Here is a 24,333-nt window from a genome sequence, read left to right on the forward strand (position 1 = left end):
AAATGTAAGATTTATGATCAGCTTTCGGTGTAACAATAGAGGCAATATTACATCTAAAAGGAAAGGGATCGCATGAAAAGGCTTGGCTCAATACCGCTGGAACTCTTGTTTTGGGTAGCTTCATTAATTGGCTTAGCTCTGGCAGAACCGGAAATTCACGGACATGCTCAGCATTTTACACTTTGTCCGCTGGCAAACCTTGGATTTCAGTGGTGTGCCGGATGTGGAATCGGAAGATCGATCACTCAACTCTTCCAGGGCAATATTGAAGAGAGTTTAGCTCATCATTGGTTCGGAATTCCTGCCTTGACTATAATTTTGTTCAGGATTTGGACGTTGAGTAAACTGCGATTTAAAAGTTATAAATTAATTTAAGAAAGATATGTTTGATTCACCATTTATGTCGCTACCAGGCATCTCGCCGCAAGAATATTCGTACTTGCAGAGTGCAACCACAGGATTTAGTGAACAACAGCTTAGGGGATTTTTGATGATCTATAGCAGCAAACGAAGGAATCCTGATGACATGGTTTTATACTGTATTTTAGGATTTTTCATTCCAGGATTGCCAAGGTTTCTAGTCAACCAGATCGGAATGGGCATTCTATACTTCTTTACAATTGGACTATGCTTCATCGGCACAATCATTGACCTGATCAACCACAAAAATCTTGCGTTTGAATATAACCAGCGCATGGTATTTGAAAGTTTACAGATGGTGAAAATGACAAATATCCAATAGATATCAAACCATCTTATAACTTTACCACATGAGATTATCAGTTTTGATCAAGCATCTGGAGGAGTTTGCGCCACTCAATTATCAGGAAGACTATGACAATTCCGGACTTGTTATCGGCGAGCTGGAACTTGAAGTCGTCGCTGCTTTGGTTGCATTAGACTGTACTGAAGCTATCGTAGATGAGGCAATAGCGCATGGTTGCAACTTGATTATTACTCACCATCCGATTGTGTTTAAAGGCCTGAAAAAAATCACAGGCAAAACGTATGTGGAGCGTGTAGTACTCAAAGCAATAAGAAATAACGTTGCACTTTATGCAATCCATACTAATTTGGATCATGTAAAAGGTGGCGTCAATGCTGTAATCTGTAACCGGTTAGGCCTTACCAATCTCAAGACGCTCAGTCCAAAGGGAGATTTTCTTAAGAAACTTGTTACCTTTTGTCCGACTGATTTTGCACCGAGGCTTCGGGAGGCATTATTTGCTGCCGGAGCTGGTAATATAGGGAACTACAGCGATTGTAGTTTTTCTGTGGAGGGTGCTGGAACATTCAAAGCTGGAGAAGACACGGATCCATTTGTTGGAGCGCAAGGGGTGTTACATAAAGAAGAGGAAGTGAGAATAGAAGTTGTTTTTGTTGCTCAGCAGCATCGCAAGATTATATTGGCGCTTCTGGAAAATCATCCTTATGAGGAGGTCGCCTACGACGTTTATGCATTGGAAAACACTTATGACAATGTAGGCTCAGGAATGGTCGGTTGGCTGGAGGAATCGATGGATGGTTTGGCTTTTTTAAGATTTGTGAAGGACCGGATGGATGCAACTGTAATCAGACACACGAGTTTACTGCCAAAAAGGATTAAGAAGGTGGCTGTTTGTGGTGGTTCGGGGAGCTTTTTGTTGCAACAGGCGATTGCTTCTGGAGCAGATGCTTTTGTTACCGCGGATTTCAAGTATCACGAGTTCTTTGATGCTGACAGTAAGTTGGTTGTAGCTGACATTGGACACTTTGAGAGTGAACAATTTACATCTGATTTGTTGATAGATATTATTCAAGAAAAATTTCCTAACTTTGCAATCCGTTTAACGGAGCACAATACAAACCCCGTAAATTATTTGATTTAATGGAACAAACTGTAGAGCAAAAGCTAAAGGCTTTATACGAATTACAAAACCTGCATACTAAAATTGATAAGATTCGCCAGATACGCGGAGAATTGCCAATGGAAGTTGCTGACCTTGAAGATGAGGTTGCAGGGCTTGATACACGTATACAAAAATTCAAAGCTGAATTGGATGATACCGAAGACGCGATTGTGACACGTAAAAATATGATTAAGGAGTCGCAAAACCTGATCAAGAAATACGAGACACAACTTAAAGACGTGAAAAATAACCGTGAATATGATGCTTTAACTAAAGAAGTTGAAATTCAGACTTTGGATATACAGGTTTCTGAGAAGAAGATCAGAGAGTTTGGGTTTGATATCGCTACTAAAACGGAAGTGTACGAAAAAGCTGTTGCTGACATGGAATTGAGGAAAAAAGACCTTGATATCAAGAAAGGTGAACTGGAAACCATTACTGCAGAAACGGAAAAAGAAGAACAAGGATTATCTAAAAAAGCTGAGAAAGCGGAAACTCAAATTGAAGAGAGACTTCTGACTGCTTATACTAAGTTGCGCGGAAATGCCAATAACGGCTTAGCTGTTGTAACTATTGATCGTGATTCGTGTTCTGGTTGTTTCAATCAGATCCCACCACAGCGTCAATTGGATATCCGTCAACGCAAAAAAATCATTGTTTGTGAACATTGTGGAAGAATCCTCGTTGATGAGGCTTTAACGTTAGAAGTAGCTCCTGTTTAGGATTTTACATATTTTATTAGAGGCCGGAAGTTCCGGCCTTTTTTGTGCCTGTTTGTTCCGGTATAAGTAGGTTTTAATAACTCAAAAATTAAGGATGTGATTAAGCATTTTACTCTTGCGCTTAAGTGGACTTTTTTATTGTTGTTGGTTCCAGGTGGTAGCGCTTTTGCTAAATTCGATTTCAATGCCAATTGTTTAAAGGCATATGATGCGGTTTTTTCCTTAAAACTTGCTACAGCCAGGCAATTGATTGCAGCAGAGAAACGAATTAATCCAAATAATGGAATTGTTCCGCTTTTAGAAAATTACGTCGATTATTTCTATTTGCTTACTACAGATAGCAAGGTTGAATTTGACAGATTAAAGCAGAAGAAATCTGATAGGTTAGATTTGCTGGAGGAACAAGATGTTAGCTCTCCCTACTATCTATATGCTCAGGCAGAAGTTAATTTACAGTGGGCACTTATTCGTGGTCGTTATGGAGAGTATTTTACTGCAGCACGGGAAATTAAAAAGGCACAAGGGCAGTTGCTGGATAATCAAAAGCTGTTCCCTGCGTTTGTGCTGAATTCAAAAGGAATCGGATTAATCAATGCTTTTTTAGGAAACCTGCCTGATGGCATTCTAAAGAGTACACTCTCCACATTGGGAATTCGTGGAAATCTGACAACTGGCATTGCTATGCTAGACAGGCTTGCAGAAACGCTCCCTCAGTCGAAATACGAGCCATTTTTTGAGGAAGTGGTGTTCTATTACTCGTTTGTACTTAATGACATTGCTCACAGCCCCGGAGCCTATGCTAAGACCATGAAGTATTCGGCAAGAATTAGTAATGCTAGCTTGATGAAAACGTACCTTCAGGCAGTAGTAGCTTCAAAATCAGCGCATAATGACGAAGCGATATCTATATTGCAGGCTCGCCCGACTGGTTCTGCTTACCAATCTTTTCCATACTTAGATTTTTTGTTAGCTAATGCCAAACTCAATAAACTAGATTATTCTGCTGCCAACGATTTCTCTAGGTTCCTGCAGGTAAATAAAGGGGTTAATTACATTAAAGATTCAAACCTGCACTTGGCATGGGTAGCCTTATTGAAAGGCCACACTGACGCTTATAACGCCTTTGCATCTAAAGTGAGGTCTGATGGATATACTTACCAAGAGAAAGACAAGCAAGCCTTGAATGAAGCAAATGATGCTGCTCCACAAGTGGCGCTGTTAAAAGCGAGACTACTATTTGATGGCGGATATTATTCAAAAGCGCTAGAGCTCCTGTCTGGATCAGATGATAACGACTTTGCTGCTGGAAGAGATCGCACCGAATACTATTATAGACTTGGCCGTATCCTGGATGCGTTAGACCGGGATGAGGAGGCTGTGCTTAAATATGACCTGGCGATCCGGGGCGGACGAAATCTGAAGTACTATTATGCTGCAAATGCAGCATTGCAAGCAGGAAAAGTTTTTGAGCGTAAGCGACTTTGGGCCAGATCTAGAGCATATTTTAATCTGGCTATCCAGATGAAAAATCACGATTATGAGAGTAGCATAGAGAACCAGGCTAAAACCAGTCTGAATAGAGTTGCAGGGAATTAAAAACGATATACAACAGCATTTATATGCATTCCAGCTCCTACCGAAGCGAATAAAGCATACTCTCCCTCAACAATCTTATAGCCTTCTACTTTGTTTTTCAATACCAAGTCGATCAACGTGGGAATGGTCGCAACTGAACTATTTCCCAGCCATGATATCGTCATTGGAACCAGATTTTCTGGAACAGTATCAAGATTGTATAGTTTAAACAGGCGCTTCATAATGGCATGATCCATCTTCCCATTTGCCTGGTGGATAAATACCGTTTTAATGTCTTTAATATCAACTCCAGATTTGTCGATGGCTTTCTTTATCACTTGTGGCACGTTAATCACAGCGAATTCATATAATTTGCGGCCATTCATTTTAAGGTATAGGTTACCCGAAAGCTCGTTTGGGTTATAGCTTTTACCCATTGTGAGCAGTGAGCCGTATGTTGCTGCAAAAGTCTGTGACTTGTGAGCGATGACACCAACACGATCAACAGATTCCCTTGCTTCAAGTATAACCGCTGCGGCACCGTCTGAAAAGATCATGCTGTCTCTATCATGTGGGTCAATGATTCTAGAAAGTGTTTCAGAACCAATAACCATGACTCTTTTAGCATCCCCGCTTTTTAGTAAATAATCGGCCTGTATCACTCCTTGAAGCCATCCTGGGCAACCAAAAATAAGATCATAAGCAACACAATCCGGATTCTGGATACCAAGTATTTCCTTTACCTTTGCGGCTAAAGCTGGAATCATTGCAGTTCTGTTACTTTCCTTTTCAATATCCCCAAAATTGTGACAAAGTATAATCTGGTCCAGATCCTCTTTGTCAATCCCAGCATCCAAAATTGCTCTTTCAGCAGCTACTGCGGCGATGTCGCTGTTCACAACGTCATCGTTAATGTACCGCCGTTGATTTATTTCAGTTATTTCCGAGAACTTTGTTATGATCTCATTAATGTCCTTGTCGATCAAGGTACCGTTGTCATAAAAAATAGAGCTTAAAAATGAATCGCCCGATATGATATTCTCTGGAATAAAGCTCCCGGTTCCTTTAATAACCGAGTATAGATTTGTTGTATTGCTCATTTTGAACCGCAGACTGTTTTGGTATACGGTATAAAATTAAGCTAATAATTTTGGAATTGGAAATTTAAGAGAAATCTTCAACTAGAAATACAAACAATTCCTTAGGACCATGCGCTCCTAGAACCAATGTTTTTTCGATATCAGCAGTTCGACTGGGACCAGTGATGGTGCTGATCATGGAAGGAATTTGACTGCCATATTTATTTTTGATGAGCGCGAAGGCATCCTTGAGATCCAGCACAATTTGTCCGGTTCTTGCAATAACAATATGGTGGTGTGGGAATATGCTTAGACGTCTGCCGGCGGCATTTTGATTAGAAACCATTATGGAGCCGTTTCTTGCAATTAATGCCTCACACATAGTTATTCCGACCTCTGCAAGGTGGAAATCTTTATCTGTCTTGTAGAAAGGGAATTCATAAGTAGCAAGAAGGTCCTGTAACTCAGGCTCCCAACAGTAAATCTTTCTCCAGTTGAACCGCTCGGCAAGCTGAAGCATGTTCTCGATGAAGTCTATTCCATTTTCGCAATAAATAAAGTTTCCTGAAACTGCGGTTAGTTGTTCAGCAAATAATACTTCCGGGTATTCGGTGTTTTTTGCATAAAGTGAAGTGTCTTCTAAATTGGGATAGGGGCTATCTCTTTTTTCAAGGAGAGCCTTCCTAATCTTTTTTAGCATAAACTCTTTCGGGGAGATGTTTTCTTGCATACCAAAAATGATTTGCGGCCAGCGCTATTAGAACTGGCCGCAAAAATATGTATCCTATAAATTAAGCTTCTTCGGGAGTGATCTGACCCGTGATTCCGGCTCCTAACTCTGTTCCAGTAATTGCTCCTTCAAAAACACGCTTTCCAAAGATTTCTTCCAGATCATCCTTAAACAGAACTTCTTTTTCAATTAGAATGTCCGCAAGTTTGATAAGTTTATCCTTGTTGTCTGTTAAGAGCTTAATAGCCCGTTGATATTGCCCTTCAATTAAGGCCGATATTTCAGAATCTATTGTAATAGCGGTTTCTTCTGAATATGGTTTGCCAAAGCTGTATTCATTTTGTCCGGATGAATCGTAATAAGTGACATTACCAACTTTCTCGTTTAATCCGTAGATAGTAACCATTGCTCTGGCTTGTTTTGTAACCTTCTCCAGATCGCTCAGAGCACCTGTTGAGATCATATCAAACATTACCTTCTCAGCAGCTCTACCGCCCATTGTAGCGCACATTTCATCAAGCATTTGGTGCGGGCGTACAATCAAACGCTCTTCTGGAAGATACCACGCTGCCCCTAAGCTCTGTCCACGCGGCACAATAGTCACTTTAATTAATGGAGCAGCATGCTCCAACAACCAACTAACAGTTGCATGTCCAGCTTCATGAACGGCTATTGCTTGCTTTTCTTTGGTAGTGACAATCTTGTTTTTCTTCTCCATACCCCCAACAATCCGATCAACGGCATCAAGGAAATCTTGTTTATCAACTGCTTGTTTGTTTTTACGAGCAGCAATTAGTGCTGCCTCGTTACAAACATTTGCGATATCTGCCCCAGAGAAACCAGGAGTCTGTTTTGCAAGAAACTCTGTGTCTAAACTGCCATCTTTTTTAAGCGGTTTAATGTGGACTTCAAAGATTTGTTTACGTTCAATAACATCCGGAAGGTCTACATAAATTTGTCTGTCAAATCTACCGGCTCTCAATAAAGCCTTATCTAAAACGTCAGCACGATTAGTAGCGGCCAGAATGATAACATGAGTATTTGTACCAAAACCATCCATCTCTACAAGCAGTTGATTCAGGGTATTTTCCCTTTCATCATTGCCGCCCATCATACTATTTTTTCCTCTTGCACGACCTATCGCATCGATCTCATCAATAAAGATGATACATGGTGACTTGTCTTTAGCCTGTTTGAATAAATCTCGAACACGTGATGCGCCTACACCCACGAACATCTCTACGAAATCAGAACCTGATAAAGAGAAGAATGGAACCTGAGCCTCACCAGCAACTGCTTTAGCCAATAGAGTTTTACCTGTCCCAGGAGAACCCACCAATAATGCACCCTTCGGTATTTTACCTCCCAGGTCAGTATATTTCTTTGGATTTTTAAGGAAATCTACAATTTCCATCACCTCTTGCTTAGCTTCTTCAAGACCTGCTACGTCGTTAAACGTCGCATTAACCTGACTTTCTTTATCGAACAAAGTAGCCTTAGACTTTCCGATGTTAAAAATCTGTCCGCCTCCACCACCGGCGCCACCGCCCATACGGCGCATAATAAAGATCCAGAAGCCTATAAACAACAGGACTGGAATGATTACCGTGAAGAACCAGGAGTTAAATGAACTTTGTCTGGTGTCCTTTTCAGCAAGTATTTGTTGCTCAGGAGGTATACCCTTTTGTGATTCACGCAGCTGAGTATCCAGTGCATCCATTGAGCCCGCAGTAAATGATACAGTTGGGCCGGTATTACCACCAATGCTATTTTTATTTTCGTATTGTTTGTACTTCGATTCTTTAAGTCTGTCTTTCTTAATGTAGACATCCACCTTAACAAGGTCCTCGTGTTTATATGCGACTAGCTTTTCTACATCACCAGTAAGCAACATTTGCTTCTCAAAAGCCCTGTATGGTATCGACTTGCTGGCATCAGTATTGAAAAGGAATTGTAATAATATAATTCCCAAAATAATCGCGGCATAAACCCAAAAGATATTGAATTTAGGGCCCTTTTGAGGCTTCTTAGGAATATTCGGTAATTTCTTTATCAATTTTGACTTGGTATCCTGTGTCTCTTTCATTGTTAGATCAAAAATTGTAAGTGATTAAGCGCTTTTATAGGAAGTCGTCTGGGCGTCTCCCCAAAGATCTTCAATTCCATAAAATTCGCGTTTTTCGGTTTTAAATACGTGCACAACAATGTCAAAATAATCTAAAATAATCCAATCAGCGGTTTCTTGCCCCTCTTTACGCCATGGATCAGTTTGAGTATTTTTGTAAATCTCTTCTTCCACGCTGTCAGCAATTGCCTTAACTTGAGTAGAAGAGTTTGCACTACAAATGATGAAGTAGTCTGAAACAGAACTTTTGAGTTCTCTTAAGTCCAAACGGACGATATCGTTGCCTTTTTTTTCTTGGATGCCTTGAACGGCTATTTCTGAGAGGTATGTAGAAAGGTTTCCTATTTTCTTTTTTACCATTAAAATGTTTTAGGTTTGTTAAACAAATATACGATCAACACTTGCAAGATAAGACTTTTTCCACTTTATTTATCGCTAGAAACCTTATCCAATTATCAGCTGTTGATTCCACTAATAATTATTTAAAGCAGATGGTCTCAAAATCCGAGCCATTAGCAGAAGGGACTGTTATTATGGCAGATGATCAATTTGCCGGTCGTGGTCAGCAAGAAAATACATGGCATTCGCAGTCTGGTCTAAATCTTACCTTCAGCATTTATTTAAGGCCCCACTTTCTCCCGGTCGAACATCAGTTTAAGCTTAACATGGCGGTTAGTATAGGCGTTATAACAGCGTTAAAGGACTATCTAAATGCTGGTCTAAAAATTAAGTGGCCAAATGACCTCTATTATAATAATAGAAAACTAGGTGGTATTTTAATTGAAAATACGATTTCTTCAGGCAGCATAAAGAGTAGCATAATTGGAATCGGGTTGAATGTAAACCAGCTGGATTTTGAGAGTCACCTTGAAAATAAAGCCTGTTCCTTAATTCAAATTTTACATAAACAAGTAGATTTAATCGCGTTGTTAGGCAAGATCTGTCACTGTATCGAAGTGGAGTACTTGAATTTAAGAGCAGCTAAACCAAAGGATCAACAATCATTGTATTTAGAAAATCTGTATCAATTTGGTGAAATCAGCAGCTACAAAAGTAAAAATACGATGTTCGAAGGGCGTATTAGTGGCGTTTCTGAAGAAGGCAAATTACTAGTGTTTCATCAAGGCAAAGCGCATAGCTATGGTCTCAAAGAGATAGAATTTTTAGATAACAATTAAAAATTATAAGTAATTTCACGGCCAGAACCTAAAATAGGGTCTTCAAGTTGAAGGCACACAATTAAGGGTACAGAGCGAAGTAATGAGTAAAATAAAAAATATAGGAGTATTAACTTCAGGTGGCGATGCTCCCGGTATGAATGCAGCAATAAGAGCTGTTGTTCGTGCAGCGATTTATTATAATTTGGAGGTAACGGGAGTGTTGAGAGGCTATGAAGGATTGATTAACGGAGATTTCATTGAGATGGATCGGAAGTCAGTAGCAAATATCATTCAACGTGGAGGTACTATATTAAAGACCGCCAGAAGCGAGGCGTTTCGCACGAAGGACGGCCGTCAAGCGGCTTATGACCAGCTGAAGCAAAAGAACATTGATGCCTTAGTGGTTATTGGAGGAGATGGCACCTTTACTGGAGCAGACATATTTTCCGCAGAGCATAAGTTCCCTATTATTGGATTACCTGGCACAATTGATAACGATCTTGAAGGAACAGACTTCACAATCGGATATGATACCGCTATTAACACTGTTATTAATGCTGTTGATAAGATCAGGGACACAGCGGAGTCCCATGACAGGTTATTTATTGTTGAAGTCATGGGTCGGGATTCCGGGTTGATCGCCCTCCGTAGCGGAATTGGTGTTGGTGCGGAAGCCATTATGATTCCGGAAGCCAATATGGGCGTGGATGGTTTGGTTACGCGTCTTGAAAGCGGGCGCAAAGACAAGGCTTCCAAAATAATTATTGTAGCAGAAGGTGATGAAATGGGTGGTGCTTTCAATGTCGGAGAAATTCTAAAAAAGAAGTTTCCAGCATATGACATCCGGGTTTCAGTTCTTGGACACATTCAACGAGGTGGAAAACCAAGTTGCATGGACCGGGTTTTGGCTAGTCGTTTAGGCGTCGCCGCTGTGGAAGGCTTACTTAACGGACAATCTGGAGAGATGGTAGGATTAAAAAATCGGGAGATTATTTTTACGCCTTTCAGTCATGCGATTAAGCATATTGATGCAAAAGAAATTAGTGCGGCCTGGTTAAAGTTGGTGGAAATACTTTCCCTATAAAAGCTTGTCTAAAACTTCCTGCCAATTATTTACCCGCTCATAATCGCTTATTAACAGGTTGTGCGGTGATGTGAAGAGAATCTTTCTGCCGCTAAAATCGATAAAGTTCTTAGCGCGGTCATCAATGAGCACATCTGCATTTATTATTTTGTCACCACAAAACATGATGTTCCTCCAATTGATAAAAGGAAAATGCTCTCCTAACCAATCCAGTTTATCTTCTAGAGAATTCCGGAATTCCATAGCAGCAGAAACGATATAAACATCATTATGTTCTTGTAATTGTTTCACCGCTTCCACCGCACCTTCCATTACGGGCAAGTCTCTAAAGAAACCTTTTTGATTAATGTATTCGTACCATTTATGATTGATATCTGCAGGCAAATGATGAAAGAATTCCTTGCCTGGCTCTTGCACTAGATCAGTAGGAACGTTATAGTCTCTATTATAAAGTTTTATAAATTTGTTTATAGGGTCGGCCAGAACCTCATCCATATCGATAGCAATTCTCATGTGATCTGTTTTCAGCAAATATCTTTAATTAGCCCTGCATAATTGTTAAATGAATTTAATATTATAGCATCTTGCTAATTGTTAGTATTTTAGTTACTTTTGCTGCCCCGCAAGCATACAGCTCCGGGAACTATGTTGAATACATAATCTATAAAGAATGGCAACTAAAATCAGATTGCAAAGATTCGGTAAAAAAGGTAAGCCTTTTTTCCACGTTGTGGTAGCGGATTCCCGCTCACCAAGAGATGGTAAATTTATTGAGCGTTTAGGTTCTTATAACCCGAATACCAATCCAGCTACTATCGAATTAAACTTCGACAAAACTTTAGACTGGATGAACAAAGGTGCTGAACCTACGGACACTTGTCGCGCTATCCTATCTTACAAAGGTGTTTTGTACAAAAAACACTTAGAAGGTGGTATTAAAAAAGGAGCATTAACTACAGAACAAGCAGATGCAAAATTTGCTGAGTGGTTAGACGCAAAAGATGGCAAAATTGAAGGCAAAAAAGACAACCTGACTAAGTCTAAAGACGAAGTAAGAAAGTCTGCTCTAGCTGCTGAAGCTAAGAAAAATGCGGAACGTGCTGCTGCTCTTGCAATTAAAAATGCACCAGTAGAAGAAGTTGTAGAAGAAAGTCCTGAAGGCGAAGAGGCTCCTGTAGCTGAACCGACTGAAGAAGCTCCTGCTGCAGAAACAGAAGAAGAAAAAGGATAGTATTTTATTATTCTGAGTAATAGCGAAGGGTCTTTCAAAAGAAAGACTCTTCGCTATTTTTTTTAAACAAAGATAACCCCACAAAATTGAACTTAGACGAGGCATTTTATATTGGATATGTTACCAAAACCAAAGGATTGAAAGGGGAACTACAACTCTATTTCGAATATGATGAACCTTCGCTACTTGAGTTAGATACGGTTTTCGCTGAAATCAGTGGTAAATTGGTTCCATTCTTTGTTTCTTCCTATAAACTTCATGTAAATAGTACAGGCAACTTTTACTTCGATGATGTCGATCATATCGATAAGGCACAACCGTTAGTCAAAAAGAAGATCTACCTTCCGCTCACTAAGATGCCAGACCGCTCAGATGATGACTTCCATTTCAACGACCTTAAAGGCTTCATTGTTTCGGACGAAACACATGGGGAATTGGGAGAAATCATTGAAGTGAATGAATATCCGCAACAATTCGTTGCTACAGTAGTGTATAAGCACAAGGAAATACTTTTTCCATTGAACGATGATATGATTATTGAGATCGATGAGGATGAAGAAACAATTCTTGTCAAGCTGCCTGAAGGATTATTGGATCTTTATATAAACTTTTAGTCTATGCGTTTTGATATTATCACGGTTTTGCCGGCACTGCTGGAGAGCCCCTTTGCTCACTCCATCTTACAAAGGGCACAAAAAAAAGGTATTGCAGAAATTTTTGTCCATAATCTGAGAGAATATTCTGAGAACAAGCAGAAAAGCGTCGACGATTATCCATATGGTGGCGGAAGTGGAATGGTAATGTCTATTGCTCCATTTGCAAAATGCATAGAAGAGTTAAAATCAGAACGGGATTATGATGAGGTAATTTTTATGAGCCCAGATGGTGTTACGTTTAGCCAAACAATCGCAAATGAACTTTCTGGTAAGGGAAATCTGATGATTTTATGCGGGCATTATAAAGGAATCGATCAAAGAATCAGGGATCTGTTTGTGACAAGGGAGATCTCCATTGGTGATTATGTGCTTTCAGGCGGCGAGCTTCCAGCAGCCGTAATTGTAGACGCCATAACGAGACTTATTCCCGGGGTTCTTAATGATGAGACCTCGGCTCTATCAGACAGCTTTCAGGGAGAACTTTTAGATGCTCCTATTTACACCAGACCATCAGACTGGAATGGTCATAAAGTGCCGGATGTGCTCTTGAGCGGACATGAATCCAAAATCAATGAATGGAGGCATGAACAAGCTGTAATCCGAACTCAGACAAGGCGGCCAGATCTTTTGGACGACTAAAGATTAGCAAGTAACATAATTTGTGGAAAAAAAACATTTCACTTTCATTTATAAAATAAAATTCTTAATATTGCAGTCCGATTTTAAACAACAAAAAGTCGGCTTAATAGCTTAAAATCATGGATTTAGTAAAATTTGTTGAAGAGCAGGTAATCGTTAAAAATGAGTTCCCTGCATTCAAATCAGGAGATACAGTGAGTGTTCACTATAAAATTCGCGAAGGTAATAAAGAACGTATTCAAATTTACCAGGGAGTAGTATTACAACGCAATAGTGTAGGCGCTAATGAGACGTTTACTGTTCGTAAAATGTCTAATGGTGTTGGTGTTGAACGTATTTTCCCGATCAACTCTCCAAACATTGCAAAGATTGAAGTGAACAGTCACGGTAAGGTTCGCAGATCAAAATTATTCTATCTACGCGAGCTTACTGGTAAAGCAGCTCGTATTAAGTCTAAGAGAGTATAATCTACTAGAAATAAACATAATAGCCTTCCTAATTTATTAGGGAGGTTTTTTTGTATGTAAATGATTTTAAAATAACTTCTCCTAGTTTTTAGAGAATTAGTGATAGACAGGATGGAAGCTCATCTCAGCATTTATATCAATTCTGCCAATACGGTTATACCGCCTTTTACAACTTGATTTAGTTCAACATTAATTTTGGTGCCAAGTGGTAAAAACACATCTACTCGTGAGCCAAATTTAATAAAGCCAAACTCTTTTGTTTGTTCTACTTGATCTCCTTCTTTTACATACCAAACAATCCTTCGCGCTAAGGCACCTGCAATCTGTCTAAATAAGATAGGAGTCCCATGCTCATGTTCTACTACTACAGTAGTTCTTTCATTCTCTGTGGAAGACTTAGGGTTCCATGCGGCTAGATACTTGCCTGGATGATATTTAAAGAACTTTACGATGCCAGATATTGGATTCCTGTTAATGTGAACGTTTACGGGAGACATGAAAATCGACACTTGTAACCTTTTGTCTTTAAAGTACTCACCTTCTTCTGTTTCTTCAATCACAACAACCTTTCCATCTGCAGGGCAGATTACAAGATCATTTCCCGAAGTAAATAAACGACCGGGGCTTCTAAAGAATTGCAGAACAATTAAGAAAAGTGCGACTGAAAGGATATAAATTGACCACCTCAACCATGCAATATCAGCAAACCTATAATCTATAATTGCATTAACTATAAAAATAAAAAGGAGAGAAACGGCAATAGTGGTATAGCCTTCTTTATGTATGGTCATTGTTTTAAGTTATGTAAACGTTGTAAAATTGATAAAAAATATTGGATTAAGTAGGATTACTCAAAACTGATTTTGCTCTGTAGATGTCTTTAAGGTTCCTTCCAAGCCCGTCATAATCCAAACCATAGCCTACTACAAAGTCATTTTCAATTTCGAACCCAACATATTCTAACTCATCAATTGGCGATTTAAGTGCTTTAGGCTTAAGCAAAAGTGAGCATACCTTGAGTGATGAGGGAATTTGCTTTTTAATTTCTGCGATGATGTAGTCGAGTGTAAAACCTGTATCAACAATGTCTTCAACAATAATCACATCGCGTTCATTCAAGTCGTCCGGAAGTCCAAATGCTTGCTTAATCTTTCCGCTACTCTCTGTGCCTTCGTAGGTTGCTACCTTGATAAACCCCACTTCGCAGGAAACCGTGATTTCTTTTAGCAGATCTGCCATGAATAAAAAGCTGCCATTCAGGACACCTATAAAGTATGGGCAACGGTTTTCATAGTCTACATTCAATTGAATTCCAATCAAGCGGATGCGCTTGCAAATGTTGTCGTTCTCAAGGAATATTTCAAACTCCTTGTCAGCTATTTGGATGCTATTCATGCTAACCGTTTTCCTTCTTTTGTTTTTCCAGCTCTTTTTCCTTTCGGCGCTCTTCCCTTTTCTCTTGCCGGATTTCTTTTTTTGTCTTCACCGTATCTACTGTCGATGCAGGTCTGGCTACTGTGTCCTTTTTACCTCCAAACAATCGGTCAAATAATGTTTTAGATTCATCTTGTGTCTCAATCGCTGGTAGCGGATCCTCGCCATCAAATGCATTCGTATCTATCTCAGTGGTGTCTGGAAGTAAGTATTGTCTTAAACCTTCCCTCAACCTTACATTATAAAAACCATAACCGCTCGTATCCGAGGGTGTCAGTCCTCGCCTGGCCATAATGTTACCAATGTATTGGAAATAATTGTACATATAGTCTTTCAGACCACCGTCCCCTCGAAACTTGAACAGGGCTATCTTCGGCCTTGGGACAATATTTGCCAGGAAGATTCCTTCTCCGATGTTAAGTTCGGAGGGCGACTTACCAAAATAGTGACGGGTTGCTTCTCCAATACCATATACATTTTGGCCCATCTCAATAATATTGAAATAAACTTCTAACATCCGGTTTTTAGTTACCAGTCTGTTGTTTTCAATCAACCAGACAATCAGTATTTCCTCTGCTTTTCGAGCAAGCGTTTTCTTTCTGCTTAGGAAGACGTTTTTTACCAACTGCATGGAAATTGTGCTGCCACCTCTTACAAATTTCTTTTCTTTAAAATTTACCGCAAAAGATTTACGAATAGATTCTTGTACAAATCCCTTGTGTGAAAAGAAAGAAGGATCCTCTGAGGTTAGAATTGCATTTTTGAAATTACTCGAAACAGCTGATAGGGGTGTGTAATTTGGATTAGAGGGGCCAATCATAATATCCCTCATCGGTTTACCATATTCGTATGGAGTATACACAAAAGGTCCGTTGATCTTTTGAAGGTCGATTTTACCCAATTTCGTAATCTTAAACTTAATAGGAGTGAGCCCCGAGTTAAATTTAACGCTATCTGGTTCTGAACTATCCAAATAAAAGTTGAGTGCATATTGAACCTTCCCACTTACCTTCAAGCCCTCCAATGATTCAAACAATCCTTGTGGAAATGCATTTAAGAGCTCTTGAGCATCCTGCTCTGGAGCATTTAGCTTAACTTCGTATATCTTATTTGGGCTTAAAGTGTATTTGAGATAAGGATGTATTTCTGCTTTTTTCAAATAGATCGTTGATGTGCTGTCCAGCGCTACAAAATTTGATCCGATGAGAAGGTCAGCATCTATTCGTGCCTCTGGGACAATAATATCGTTGGCTGCGATCTTAGCATGATTAATAAGAAGATTTCGAACCGACCATGAACCTTCGATTTTATAATCATCACCGCTGTAATCAGCTCCCTTAAGTACAGTTCTAATGGTATCGAAGCTTATTGTAGCTCGTAATTTATTATTCAGGTATGGCAATTCCACTTTTTTATGATCAGCGAAAACCATCACGTCAAAATGCTTGCTTCCTGCCTTAACCTCCCCATTTACATGCCATGTTGCCTCCGTATTGTTAACAAGAATGGTAGACTGCAGTAGTCCACCATCAATTGTAACAGTTGTAGTTAAAAATGAAAGTTTAGCGGTATCATTATCATTTACTGACAGCAAAAGATTTTTAATCTCCATATCATCAGGAACTTTGTACAGGATCTGATTTAGTAAGTTATTTGCAATATCTGATAGGGCAACTTTTGGCTTGTTCTCGGTACTGTCCTTCTTTTTACGCTTTAGGAAGAAGTCAATATTGGTTAACGAGTCTTTAAAGACTAGATTAAGCTTGCCATCGTTTAGATTGATTTTAGAAAGTTTAACGTTACCAAAGAGCAATGGCCACAATTTAACACCAATGGTCAGATCCCTGATAGTTGTTAAAGTATCCCGTTCTTTAGGTACTACAGATATATCCTTCATATGGACAGTGCTTAAGCCGTTAAATCCGACTTCGCCAATCTTTACCTCTAAATCGTAGTCATTTTTGGCTTTGGAGAGTCCTTTAACGATCATCTTTTGTAACAAAGCTTCCCGCTTACTATAAGCTATGCTGCCTGCGATGAGAAGGAGTATGGTGAGGATTCCCAAAAGCCATGCACCGATCTTCAGGTACTTTTTGGGAATGTTAATTTTTGGAAGCTGCATGCTATAAATAGGTGTTTAATGCTAAACGTTGAATACAATCTAAAAGTTTAATTCGCGTTAAAATTACAATAAAATGGGGCATATAAAAGTTATATCGCCTTGATTTAGTTAAATTTGCTGCAATGATAATACATCCCGAACAAGTGCTTTCAGCTCTTAGAAATGTAGAAGATCCTGATCTTAAAAAGGATTTAGTAACCTTAAATATGATTAAGGATCTTAAAATTGAAGGAAGCGTTGTGAGTTTTACGCTAGAGCTTACTACTCCTGCATGTCCGATGAAAGATATGTTGAAGAACGCTTGCAATAATGCAGTTAAACATTTCGTCAGCAAAGATGCTGAGGTTCAGATTAACGTGACTTCAAGAGTTACCAAGCCAATGGATACCACTCAACTGAAGGATATCCGCAATATTATATTGGTTTCTTCAGGTAAAGGCGGAGTTGGAAAATCAACGGTTGCCAGCAATTTAGCCGTTACTCTAGCGGCCGATGGCGCGAAGGTTGGCCTTATAGACGCTGATATTTACGGTCCTTCAGTTCCAATCATGTTTGATCTGGTAGGAGCAAAGCCCTCAGCCAGAGAAACAGAAGACGGAAAAACACTGATCCTTCCTATTGAAAAGTATGGTATAAAATTGCTTTCTCTTGGATTTTTTGCAGATCCTGATCAACCGGTTCCATGGAGGGGACCAATGGCTTCAAATGCTATTAAGCAATTATTTAATGATGCTGACTGGGGAGAGCTTGATTATCTTATTGTTGATCTTCCACCAGGGACAGGGGATATACATATAACTATCACGCAGAGTTTCCCTATTGCAGGAGCTATCATTGTCACCACCCCTCAACAAGTTGCCCTCGCAGACACCCGAAAAGGTTTGGCGATGTTTAAAATGCCCAGTATCAATGTCCCAATATTAGGAGTCGTGGAAAACATGGCCTACTTTACACCAGAAGAATTGCCAAATAACAAGTATTACTTGTTTGGTAAAGATGGCGGCAAACAACTGGCAGCCTCTTTCGACGTACCTTTTTTAGGAGAGATACCAATCGTTCAGGGTATTGCAGAAGCAGGAGACAGTGGTTCTCCCATAGCATTGGATGCATCAGATATCATTAGCAAAACCTTTTCTCAAATAGCCGGACGGGTAGCTCAGCAGATCGCAATCAGTAACGCATCTCATAATTGATAAAAATTACGTATTTTTATACTTTAATATACAACCAATGAATTTAACAGAACAAGTAGAGCAGGCACTAGAGAGCATACGTCCATACTTAATTGCAGATGGGGGTGATGTTGCTATAGAAGAAATCACAGAGGATAATGTAGTTAAATTGAAACTGTTGGGTAACTGCGGTTCTTGCAAAATGAGTTTCATGACGATGAAAGCCGGCATTGAGCAAGCAATTATGAAATCAGTTCCGCAAATCAAATCTGTAGTAGCAGTCAATTTGGCTGAGCCGGTTTAATTTAACACAATTTAACTAGTCGTGTTGTTATATAGCGGTAAATTTGTATATGAAGTACCCATTAACCATCATATTGCTTCTTTTCTTTTCATCAGTTTTTGCACAACAAATCCCTGAAAAGAAACTTATCCAATTCTCCGGGATCATAACCGATGTAGATAGCAATTCTGTGGTACCCTATGTTACGGTAACAAATTTAAGTAACAAAGACCAGAGGTACGCTGCAAACTACAAGGGCTTTTTCTCATTTATTGCTCATCCTGGTGATACCATTTTATATACTGCAGTTGGCTACAGAGACTTATTACTTCCAATACCATCAGATATCACAGACACTAAATACACGGCCTTAGTAAAGCTTAAATCTGAGATTGTGAACTTACCAACAGTAAGGGTATATCCCTGGGCTACAGTGGAAGATTTTACAAGAGACTTCATGACTATGAAAATAGCCGATGATGATTATTTGATTGCAGTTAAAAATCTATCAAGAGAAAGCATTTCCGCGTTAATGATGACCCTCCCGAGAGATGGTGGGGAGATTCAAAGTGCCAACTTCAGACTTAATCACTGGAATTCTTTAAATAAGAACATGGTGCAATCCAATCCTTTACTTAACCCTTTTGCCTGGGGTAAGTTGTTGGAATCTATTACCAAAGGAGATAAAAGCCGAACTTCTTCAAATTAACGTTTCTTCCGCTGGTTGGGAAACCGCATCTTATAATCTGTGTTAATATTTCCTTTTGAAATGTTTTCTAACTTACTCTGCAACATTCTTTTACGCAACAGGCCAAGTTTATCGGTAAACAATGTACCCTGAATGTGATCGTACTCATGTTGGATGATGCGTGCGGGCATTCCTGTAACGGTTTCTTCATGTACCTGCCAATTCTCATCGTAATATCTAATCGTTACGTTCGGTTTACGCATCACATCTTCTCTCACGTCGGGAATACTTAGACAACCTTCATTAAAAGCCCAAGGCTCTCCCGTTTCTTCTAAAATCTCTGCGTTAACAAATACCTTTCTATAACGCTCCTTGTCCTCAGTACCAGTATCAACAATGAAAAGGCGGATAGGCAAGCCAACTTGAGGCGCAGCTAACCCTACTCCGCTAGCATTGTTCATCGTATCAAACATGTTGATTATCAACTGCTGCAAATCCGGATAACTTTCATCAATTGGAGTGCATACCTTTTTAAGTACTGGATCTCCATATGCTACAATGGGTAACTTCATGGTACAAAGGTATAAATATTACACTGAAGGATAAAAAGTTAAGGAGCTCAAATTGCGCTCGTCAAGTATTTCTGCACCAATTGAAGCGGTATCAGCTGTCGTGACTGCCTGTATTTTCTTAAAAACAGTTTCTAAGTCATCAATCCGATCGTATTCCAATAGGCTTTTGGCCATAGAAATGATCAGCCCGATCCTGTTTTCCTCGCCTAAGGCAATTTGCCCGATAAATTTGTTTTTAGCTTTCTGGAGCTGAATTTCCGTTAATGGGTGCTCTCTGAGTTTTTTAAACTCTTTATTGATCAAAGATAACGCCTTATCCACCTTCTCAACGTCAGTGCCAAAGTATAGAGTGAATATACCTGTATCTGTCAGGGGACTATAACCAGATTCTATAGTATAGGCAATGCCGTGCTTTTCTCTTATCTGAAGATTCAATACCGAACTCATCCCTGTGCCCCCAAAATGGTTATTCAACAATAGCAAACCGGTTTTATAAGGGTCATGAAGAGAATAAGCCTGGCAACCCAGTACGGTGTGGGCCTGTGATATAGGTTTAACCTGCGAATTTGTAAAGACCGGCTGCTTTTTAGGGATCAGGCGTTGCTCTTTATACGGATTCTCCTTGATATCAGCATAGTGCCTGGTGCCTATCCTTACCAATTGGGAGAGCGAATAATTGCCGATCACGGCGATAACAATTTTGTCAGTATGGTAATTTTCCGCAATAAATTTAAGGATGTCTGCCCTCTGTAAAGAGGTGACAGACTCAGCGGATCCAAGAATATTTCTACCCATCGGATGGCTCGCAAAAACTAGATCCTCAAAATCATCATATATCGCTTCCTCCGGTTGATCCTGATAAGAAGCAATTTCATCTAAAATTACACCTTTCTCTTTTTCCATTTCTTCTTCCGGAAAGGTAGAATGAAAAACGATATCATTAAATAGTTCCAGGGTCCTGTCCAAATAAGGGTTTAGAAAACTAGCATGAATGCAGGTATATTCTTTCGTGGTATAAGCATTGAGATCTGCACCAACACTTTCCAGGCGATTTAGAATTTGGTTTGTGTTTCTCTTTTCAGTTCGTTTGAAGATGAGGTGTTCTATAAAATGTGCCAGCCCTGATTGGTTTTCCTCTTCGTCCCGTGAACCACTATTGATGATAATGCAAGAATGGGAAATTGTTGAAGCAGAGGGGACATGAAGCAAGCGAATCCCATTAGGTAAAGTATGAACATTGTATTCCATCGATGTACAAATGTACGGAGAAATGTTCTATTCCACCTTTAGCCATCCTGTCAATTTGACAATGTAATGGGTTTTGGAATAACCATTGCTACCCTCGTTACGTACTTAAATCAGTTAAAAATATGAGCATAGAAGAAAAAGGAAGTATTTCCATTCACACAGAGAATATTTTCCCGATCATCAAGAAATTCCTGTATTCAGACAATGAGATCTTTTTAAGAGAGCTTGTTTCAAATGCCGTAGATGCGGTACAAAAAATCAAAAGACTAGCGGCGCTTGGACAATATAACGGCGAACTAGGAAATCCTTTAGTAGAGGTTTCAGTTGATAAAGAGGCGAAAACCATCACTATTACCGACAATGGTTTAGGGATGACTGCTGAGGAAATTAAGAAGTACATCAATCAGGTTGCATTCTCCGGTGCAAGCGAATTTGTTGAGAAATTTAAGGATGCTAAAGATGCTAATGAGATCATTGGTAAGTTTGGCCTTGGTTTTTATTCTGCATTCATGGTTGCAGACTTAGTTGAGATCCAAACTTTGTCTTACCAGGAAGGCGCAGAGCCAGCCCGTTGGGTATGTGACGGAAGTACCGAGTTTGAGATTTCAGCAGGGAATAGAACCACACGTGGTTCACAGATTATCTTACATATAAATGCAGAGTCAGAAGAGTTCCTTGACAATAGCAAATTAGAAGGCATTCTAGACAAGTACGGGAAGTTCCTACCTGTTCCAATTAAGTTCGGTACAAAAACCGAATCAGAGCCAGATGGTGAAGACGAAGAAGGCAAGCCGAAGACTAAGAGCGTTGAAGTTGATAATATCATTAATACAACCAACCCGATTTGGACAAAGGCACCTGCAGAATTGTCAGACGAGGACTACCTTTCTTTTTACAAACAACTTTATCCTTTCTCAGAAGATCCTTTATTCTGGATCCATCTCAATGTTGATTATCCATTTAATCTAACGGGTGTTTTATACTTCCCTAAGGTGAAGAATGACTTCGATATGCAACGCAACAAGATCAAGTTGTTCTCCCGCCAGGTATTTATTACTGATGAAGTAAAAGATATCGTTCCTGAGTTCCTGATGCTCCTTCACGGGGTGATTGACTCGCCGGACATTCCTTTAAACGTTTCGAGAAGCTTTTTGCAGGCTGATAGCAACGTGAAAAAAATCAATAGTTACATCACTAAAAAAGTAGCTGATAAATTACAAGAATTGTTCAACAAAGACCGTAAGGGCTTTGAAGAGAAGTGGAGCGATATTGGCCTATTCGTAAAGTATGGAATGGTTAGTGAAGACAAGTTCAATGATAAAGCGAAAGATTTTGCTTTGTTAACCAATACCAAAGAAGAGTTGTTCACTTTAACCGAATACCATGATAAGGTTAAGGATTTCCAAACAGACAAAAACGGACAAGTAGTTTATATCTATTCCAATGACCCTGCAAAACAGGATAGTTTCATTCAGTCTGCCAATAAAATGGGATATGATGTCTTATTGATGAATTCACCTATTGACAATCATTTTGTACAACATCTGGAACAGAAGCTGGATAAGACATCACTGAAGCGTGTAGATTCAAGCGTCGGCAGCAAGCTAATTGACAAAGACGATCACGTAGAGTCAGTTTTAACTGAAGACCAGGCTAAGGCTGTAAAAGAGGTATTTGAGAAGGCAATTGTTAAACCTGGATATACTGTTGAAGTGGTTGGATTGAATCCTGAGGAATTACCTGTAACAGTAACCATGGACGAATTCATGAGACGAATGAAAGACATGGCGGCCATGGGTGGCGGAATGGGTTTTTATGGAAATATGCCAGACAGTTATAAAGTAGCGATCAATGGTAATCATAAATTGGTTAGCAAAATTCTTGCTTCAGATAATGAAGAAACTAAAGGATTGTTAGCAAAACAAGCAATTGATTTAGCATTGTTGGCTCAAGGTATGTTGACAGGGGCAGAATTGACTGCTTTTGTTAGCCGAAGTGTGGAGCTTATCTAAGCGGTACAGGCATACTTAACGCACATATGGTCAGAAAAAAGAGAGGATAGTTCCTCTCTTTTTTTGTAAGCGATATTTTATAACTTAATTAATAGTAGATATTAACTTAAAACAAGTTACATTGCGAAACCCAATATAAATTTAACCCTCAAGAACGCCCTCATGATAAACCTTTTAGATCCGATTAATGTTGCTATTTGCGAACTTTTATTAGGTAACGCGAAGATGACGATGAAAGAATTAGGGAAGCAAATCTTTTTATCGGAGGAAGCAACTAGACATCATGTCAAAAAGCTAAAAGATGACGGCTATATTCTCGGCTACCATGCAACATTAAATAAAGCTAAGTTTGCTCAGGTGGTATTGATGTACTATTATATCAAACTTCTAAGCAACGCGGGAGACAATATTATACTTTTCATGGATAAGTCCAAGGAAACACCGCAGATAACGAATTGTCAACATGTCGCGGCAGATGGGTACGACTTCATAGTAACAGTAGAGTCTCTCAGCCTTTTGGAAAACAATCGAATCATAGACCTCGGGCTCTGTCAGTATTTTGATATTTATTCGATTTCAAGTGCCGTAGTACTAAGCGAAACACGAGCGAAGAACATCACAAGTTTGGCTTCGCATATCAAAGGCTGAAAATAAGTAAATTTCTTGTAGCGTTTCTTTAGGTTCTCTCGTATACAATCTCAAAGTGTTAATGGCCATTAACCTATTGTTTGATTGAATTGAAATCGTTTACTAAAGAAAGAATAATGAAATTTAAATCCCTTATTGCAGCACTTGCAATCACCACACTTTTAGGATCTTGTATGAAAGATGATGACATACAACCTCAACAACCTGTATCAGGATTGAGCATTGTACAAGCTTCACCAACAACAGAAAGCCTTGATGTTTATGTTGACAATACCAGAGCAGTGTTCGACCTTGCTTATGCTAAGAAAGTTGATTACCTGAATTTATTTCCTGGAAACAGGAGGTTGTCAATTACTAAAAAGGGAAGTCAGACCAGTCTGCTTGCAGAGCAGTTTACACTTAAAGACTACATTGGATATACCCTGTTCATTATAGACAAGTTAGAAACTGTAAAGTTTTTGTTCCTGGAAGATGACCTCTCACAGCCAGCTGCAAGTAAAGCTAAGGTTAGATTTGTAAACTTAAGCGCAGACGCTCAAGCACTTAATCTTTCCATCTCTGGTAAAGAAACTGACCTTGTAACGAATAAACTGTTTAAAGAGTACAGTACCTTTGTTGAAATTGATGCGGCAGAAAAAGTCACCTTCAACGTAAAAGACAAAACAACCGGAGACCTGGTATCGAGTATTGCTGATATAAAAGTCGAAGCTGGCGGAATTTACACCGTTTGGGTAAAAGGGTTAAAATCTGCTACAGATGATAAAAAGTTAGGCGTAGCTGTTTTTCAGCATAAATAA

At 39.3% G+C, this 24,333-nt stretch carries 27 protein-coding genes; 17 read left to right on the plus strand and 10 right to left on the minus strand.

Translation table 11 applies throughout. The annotated features are described in order from the left end of the window. The first annotated feature begins 72 nt into the window (after nucleotides 1–72). The 5 genes from WKF66_RS01760 (at nucleotide 73) to WKF66_RS01780 (ending at nucleotide 4,207) form a co-directional block, all read left to right on the plus strand. Nucleotides 73–375 (plus strand): DUF2752 domain-containing protein, encoded by a 303-nt coding sequence (locus WKF66_RS01760; protein WP_489672681.1) that lies wholly within the window; start codon nucleotides 73–75, stop codon nucleotides 373–375. Between the two features lie 7 nt (nucleotides 376–382). Beyond that, a complete protein-coding gene (locus WKF66_RS01765) occupies nucleotides 383–742 on the plus strand; it encodes a TM2 domain-containing protein (RefSeq protein WP_489672682.1) in 360 nt (119 codons plus the stop codon). Nucleotides 743–770: 28 nt separating this feature from the next. Then, entirely contained in the window at nucleotides 771–1,868 is a 1,098-nt protein-coding gene (locus WKF66_RS01770; protein ID WP_489672683.1) for a Nif3-like dinuclear metal center hexameric protein, read from the plus strand. Further along, nucleotides 1,868–2,611: a zinc ribbon domain-containing protein gene (locus tag WKF66_RS01775; RefSeq protein ID WP_489672684.1), complete on the plus strand. Its 744-nt coding sequence runs from the start codon at nucleotides 1,868–1,870 to the stop codon at nucleotides 2,609–2,611. Before WKF66_RS01770 ends, WKF66_RS01775 begins: the two co-directional genes overlap by 1 nt. A 96-nt stretch (nucleotides 2,612–2,707) precedes the next feature. Then, a complete protein-coding gene (locus tag WKF66_RS01780; RefSeq protein ID WP_489672685.1) occupies nucleotides 2,708–4,207 on the plus strand; it encodes a tetratricopeptide repeat protein in 1,500 nt (499 codons plus the stop codon). Here WKF66_RS01780 and WKF66_RS01785 read toward each other — a convergent pair. The 4 genes from WKF66_RS01785 to rsfS all read right to left on the minus strand — a co-directional run bounded on the left by WKF66_RS01785 (nucleotide 4,204) and on the right by rsfS (nucleotide 8,480). Beyond that, entirely contained in the window at nucleotides 4,204–5,286 is a 1,083-nt protein-coding gene (locus WKF66_RS01785) for a 3-oxoacyl-ACP synthase III family protein (RefSeq protein WP_489672686.1), read from the minus strand. The genes WKF66_RS01780 and WKF66_RS01785 overlap by 4 nt on opposite strands. A 64-nt stretch (nucleotides 5,287–5,350) precedes the next feature. After that, on the minus strand, nucleotides 5,351–5,995 hold the full coding sequence (locus WKF66_RS01790; RefSeq protein WP_489672687.1) for a LutC/YkgG family protein: 645 nt from the start codon (nucleotides 5,993–5,995) through the stop codon (nucleotides 5,351–5,353). Nucleotides 5,996–6,056: 61 nt separating this feature from the next. Beyond that, on the minus strand, nucleotides 6,057–8,081 hold the full coding sequence (gene ftsH, locus WKF66_RS01795) for an ATP-dependent zinc metalloprotease FtsH (protein WP_489672688.1): 2,025 nt from the start codon (nucleotides 8,079–8,081) through the stop codon (nucleotides 6,057–6,059). Between the two features lie 24 nt (nucleotides 8,082–8,105). Beyond that, nucleotides 8,106–8,480 carry a ribosome silencing factor gene (rsfS, locus tag WKF66_RS01800; RefSeq protein WP_489672689.1) on the minus strand — a complete coding sequence of 125 codons (375 nt, stop codon included), beginning with the start codon at nucleotides 8,478–8,480 and terminating at the stop codon, nucleotides 8,106–8,108. A gap of 41 nt (nucleotides 8,481–8,521) precedes the next feature. Between rsfS and WKF66_RS01805 the strand changes: the two genes are divergently transcribed. Together WKF66_RS01805 and pfkA are read left to right on the plus strand one after the other, a co-directional pair. Continuing rightward, a complete protein-coding gene (locus tag WKF66_RS01805) occupies nucleotides 8,522–9,298 on the plus strand; it encodes a biotin--[acetyl-CoA-carboxylase] ligase (RefSeq protein ID WP_489672690.1) in 777 nt (258 codons plus the stop codon). An 82-nt stretch (nucleotides 9,299–9,380) separates the two neighbouring features. Continuing rightward, on the plus strand, nucleotides 9,381–10,364 hold the full coding sequence (gene pfkA / locus WKF66_RS01810; RefSeq protein WP_489672691.1) for a 6-phosphofructokinase: 984 nt from the start codon (nucleotides 9,381–9,383) through the stop codon (nucleotides 10,362–10,364). On the opposite strand, the gene WKF66_RS01815 is transcribed toward pfkA, so the two are convergent. Further along, on the minus strand, nucleotides 10,359–10,877 hold the full coding sequence (locus WKF66_RS01815) for a 5' nucleotidase, NT5C type (protein ID WP_489672692.1): 519 nt from the start codon (nucleotides 10,875–10,877) through the stop codon (nucleotides 10,359–10,361). The genes pfkA and WKF66_RS01815 overlap by 6 nt on opposite strands. Nucleotides 10,878–11,034: 157 nt before the next feature. On the opposite strand from WKF66_RS01815, the gene WKF66_RS01820 reads away from it, so the two are divergent. The 4 genes from WKF66_RS01820 to rplS all read left to right on the plus strand — a co-directional run bounded on the left by WKF66_RS01820 (nucleotide 11,035) and on the right by rplS (nucleotide 13,357). Further along, nucleotides 11,035–11,595: a 30S ribosomal protein S16 gene (locus tag WKF66_RS01820; protein ID WP_489672693.1), complete on the plus strand. Its 561-nt coding sequence runs from the start codon at nucleotides 11,035–11,037 to the stop codon at nucleotides 11,593–11,595. A gap of 86 nt (nucleotides 11,596–11,681) precedes the next feature. Next, nucleotides 11,682–12,209, plus strand: coding sequence for a ribosome maturation factor RimM (gene rimM, locus WKF66_RS01825; protein WP_489672694.1), 528 nt, complete (start codon nucleotides 11,682–11,684; stop codon nucleotides 12,207–12,209). 3 nt (nucleotides 12,210–12,212) lie between these two features. Further along, on the plus strand, nucleotides 12,213–12,890 hold the full coding sequence (trmD, locus tag WKF66_RS01830; protein WP_489672695.1) for a tRNA (guanosine(37)-N1)-methyltransferase TrmD: 678 nt from the start codon (nucleotides 12,213–12,215) through the stop codon (nucleotides 12,888–12,890). Between the two features lie 119 nt (nucleotides 12,891–13,009). Further along, complete coding sequence (gene rplS, locus WKF66_RS01835) at nucleotides 13,010–13,357, plus strand: 50S ribosomal protein L19 (RefSeq protein ID WP_489672696.1); 348 nt, start codon at nucleotides 13,010–13,012, stop codon at nucleotides 13,355–13,357. Between the two features lie 131 nt (nucleotides 13,358–13,488). On the opposite strand, the gene WKF66_RS01840 is transcribed toward rplS, so the two are convergent. Genes WKF66_RS01840 through WKF66_RS01850 form a run of 3 tightly spaced genes read right to left on the minus strand, consistent with a single transcriptional unit; the run spans nucleotide 13,489 to nucleotide 16,913 of the window. Continuing rightward, on the minus strand, nucleotides 13,489–14,148 hold the full coding sequence (locus WKF66_RS01840) for a phosphatidylserine decarboxylase family protein (RefSeq protein WP_489672697.1): 660 nt from the start codon (nucleotides 14,146–14,148) through the stop codon (nucleotides 13,489–13,491). Between the two features lie 46 nt (nucleotides 14,149–14,194). Continuing rightward, nucleotides 14,195–14,752: a hypoxanthine phosphoribosyltransferase gene (hpt, locus tag WKF66_RS01845; protein WP_489672698.1), complete on the minus strand. Its 558-nt coding sequence runs from the start codon at nucleotides 14,750–14,752 to the stop codon at nucleotides 14,195–14,197. Nucleotide 14,753: 1 nt separating this feature from the next. Further along, nucleotides 14,754–16,913: a transglycosylase domain-containing protein gene (locus tag WKF66_RS01850; RefSeq protein ID WP_489672699.1), complete on the minus strand. Its 2,160-nt coding sequence runs from the start codon at nucleotides 16,911–16,913 to the stop codon at nucleotides 14,754–14,756. A gap of 122 nt (nucleotides 16,914–17,035) precedes the next feature. Between WKF66_RS01850 and WKF66_RS01855 the strand changes: the two genes are divergently transcribed. The 3 genes from WKF66_RS01855 to WKF66_RS01865 are packed head-to-tail and all read left to right on the plus strand — an operon-like array spanning nucleotide 17,036 to nucleotide 19,077. Continuing rightward, nucleotides 17,036–18,106, plus strand: a complete 1,071-nt coding sequence (locus WKF66_RS01855; protein ID WP_489672700.1) for an Mrp/NBP35 family ATP-binding protein — start codon at nucleotides 17,036–17,038, stop codon at nucleotides 18,104–18,106. A 37-nt stretch (nucleotides 18,107–18,143) separates the two neighbouring features. Further along, on the plus strand, nucleotides 18,144–18,389 hold the full coding sequence (locus WKF66_RS01860; protein WP_489672701.1) for a NifU family protein: 246 nt from the start codon (nucleotides 18,144–18,146) through the stop codon (nucleotides 18,387–18,389). A gap of 49 nt (nucleotides 18,390–18,438) precedes the next feature. Beyond that, on the plus strand, nucleotides 18,439–19,077 hold the full coding sequence (locus WKF66_RS01865; protein WP_489672702.1) for a hypothetical protein: 639 nt from the start codon (nucleotides 18,439–18,441) through the stop codon (nucleotides 19,075–19,077). Here WKF66_RS01865 and def read toward each other — a convergent pair. Continuing rightward, nucleotides 19,074–19,628, minus strand: a complete 555-nt coding sequence (gene def / locus WKF66_RS01870; protein WP_489672703.1) for a peptide deformylase — start codon at nucleotides 19,626–19,628, stop codon at nucleotides 19,074–19,076. The two genes, WKF66_RS01865 and def, sit on opposite strands and share 4 nt — an antisense overlap. 18 nt (nucleotides 19,629–19,646) lie before the next feature. Beyond that, nucleotides 19,647–20,876, minus strand: a complete 1,230-nt coding sequence (locus tag WKF66_RS01875; protein WP_489672704.1) for a M16 family metallopeptidase — start codon at nucleotides 20,874–20,876, stop codon at nucleotides 19,647–19,649. A 122-nt stretch (nucleotides 20,877–20,998) separates the two neighbouring features. Between WKF66_RS01875 and htpG the strand changes: the two genes are divergently transcribed. From htpG to WKF66_RS01890, 3 genes are all read left to right on the plus strand, one after another. After that, entirely contained in the window at nucleotides 20,999–22,888 is a 1,890-nt protein-coding gene (gene htpG / locus WKF66_RS01880; protein ID WP_489672705.1) for a molecular chaperone HtpG, read from the plus strand. A gap of 162 nt (nucleotides 22,889–23,050) precedes the next feature. Next, nucleotides 23,051–23,536 (plus strand): Lrp/AsnC family transcriptional regulator, encoded by a 486-nt coding sequence (locus WKF66_RS01885; RefSeq protein ID WP_489672706.1) that lies wholly within the window; start codon nucleotides 23,051–23,053, stop codon nucleotides 23,534–23,536. Nucleotides 23,537–23,652: 116 nt separating this feature from the next. Then, a complete protein-coding gene (locus WKF66_RS01890; protein ID WP_489672707.1) occupies nucleotides 23,653–24,333 on the plus strand; it encodes a DUF4397 domain-containing protein in 681 nt (226 codons plus the stop codon).

Origin of the sequence: Pedobacter sp. (assembly GCF_037719805.1) — a bacterium.
In the GTDB taxonomy this organism is placed as follows: domain Bacteria; phylum Bacteroidota; class Bacteroidia; order Sphingobacteriales; family Sphingobacteriaceae; genus Pedobacter.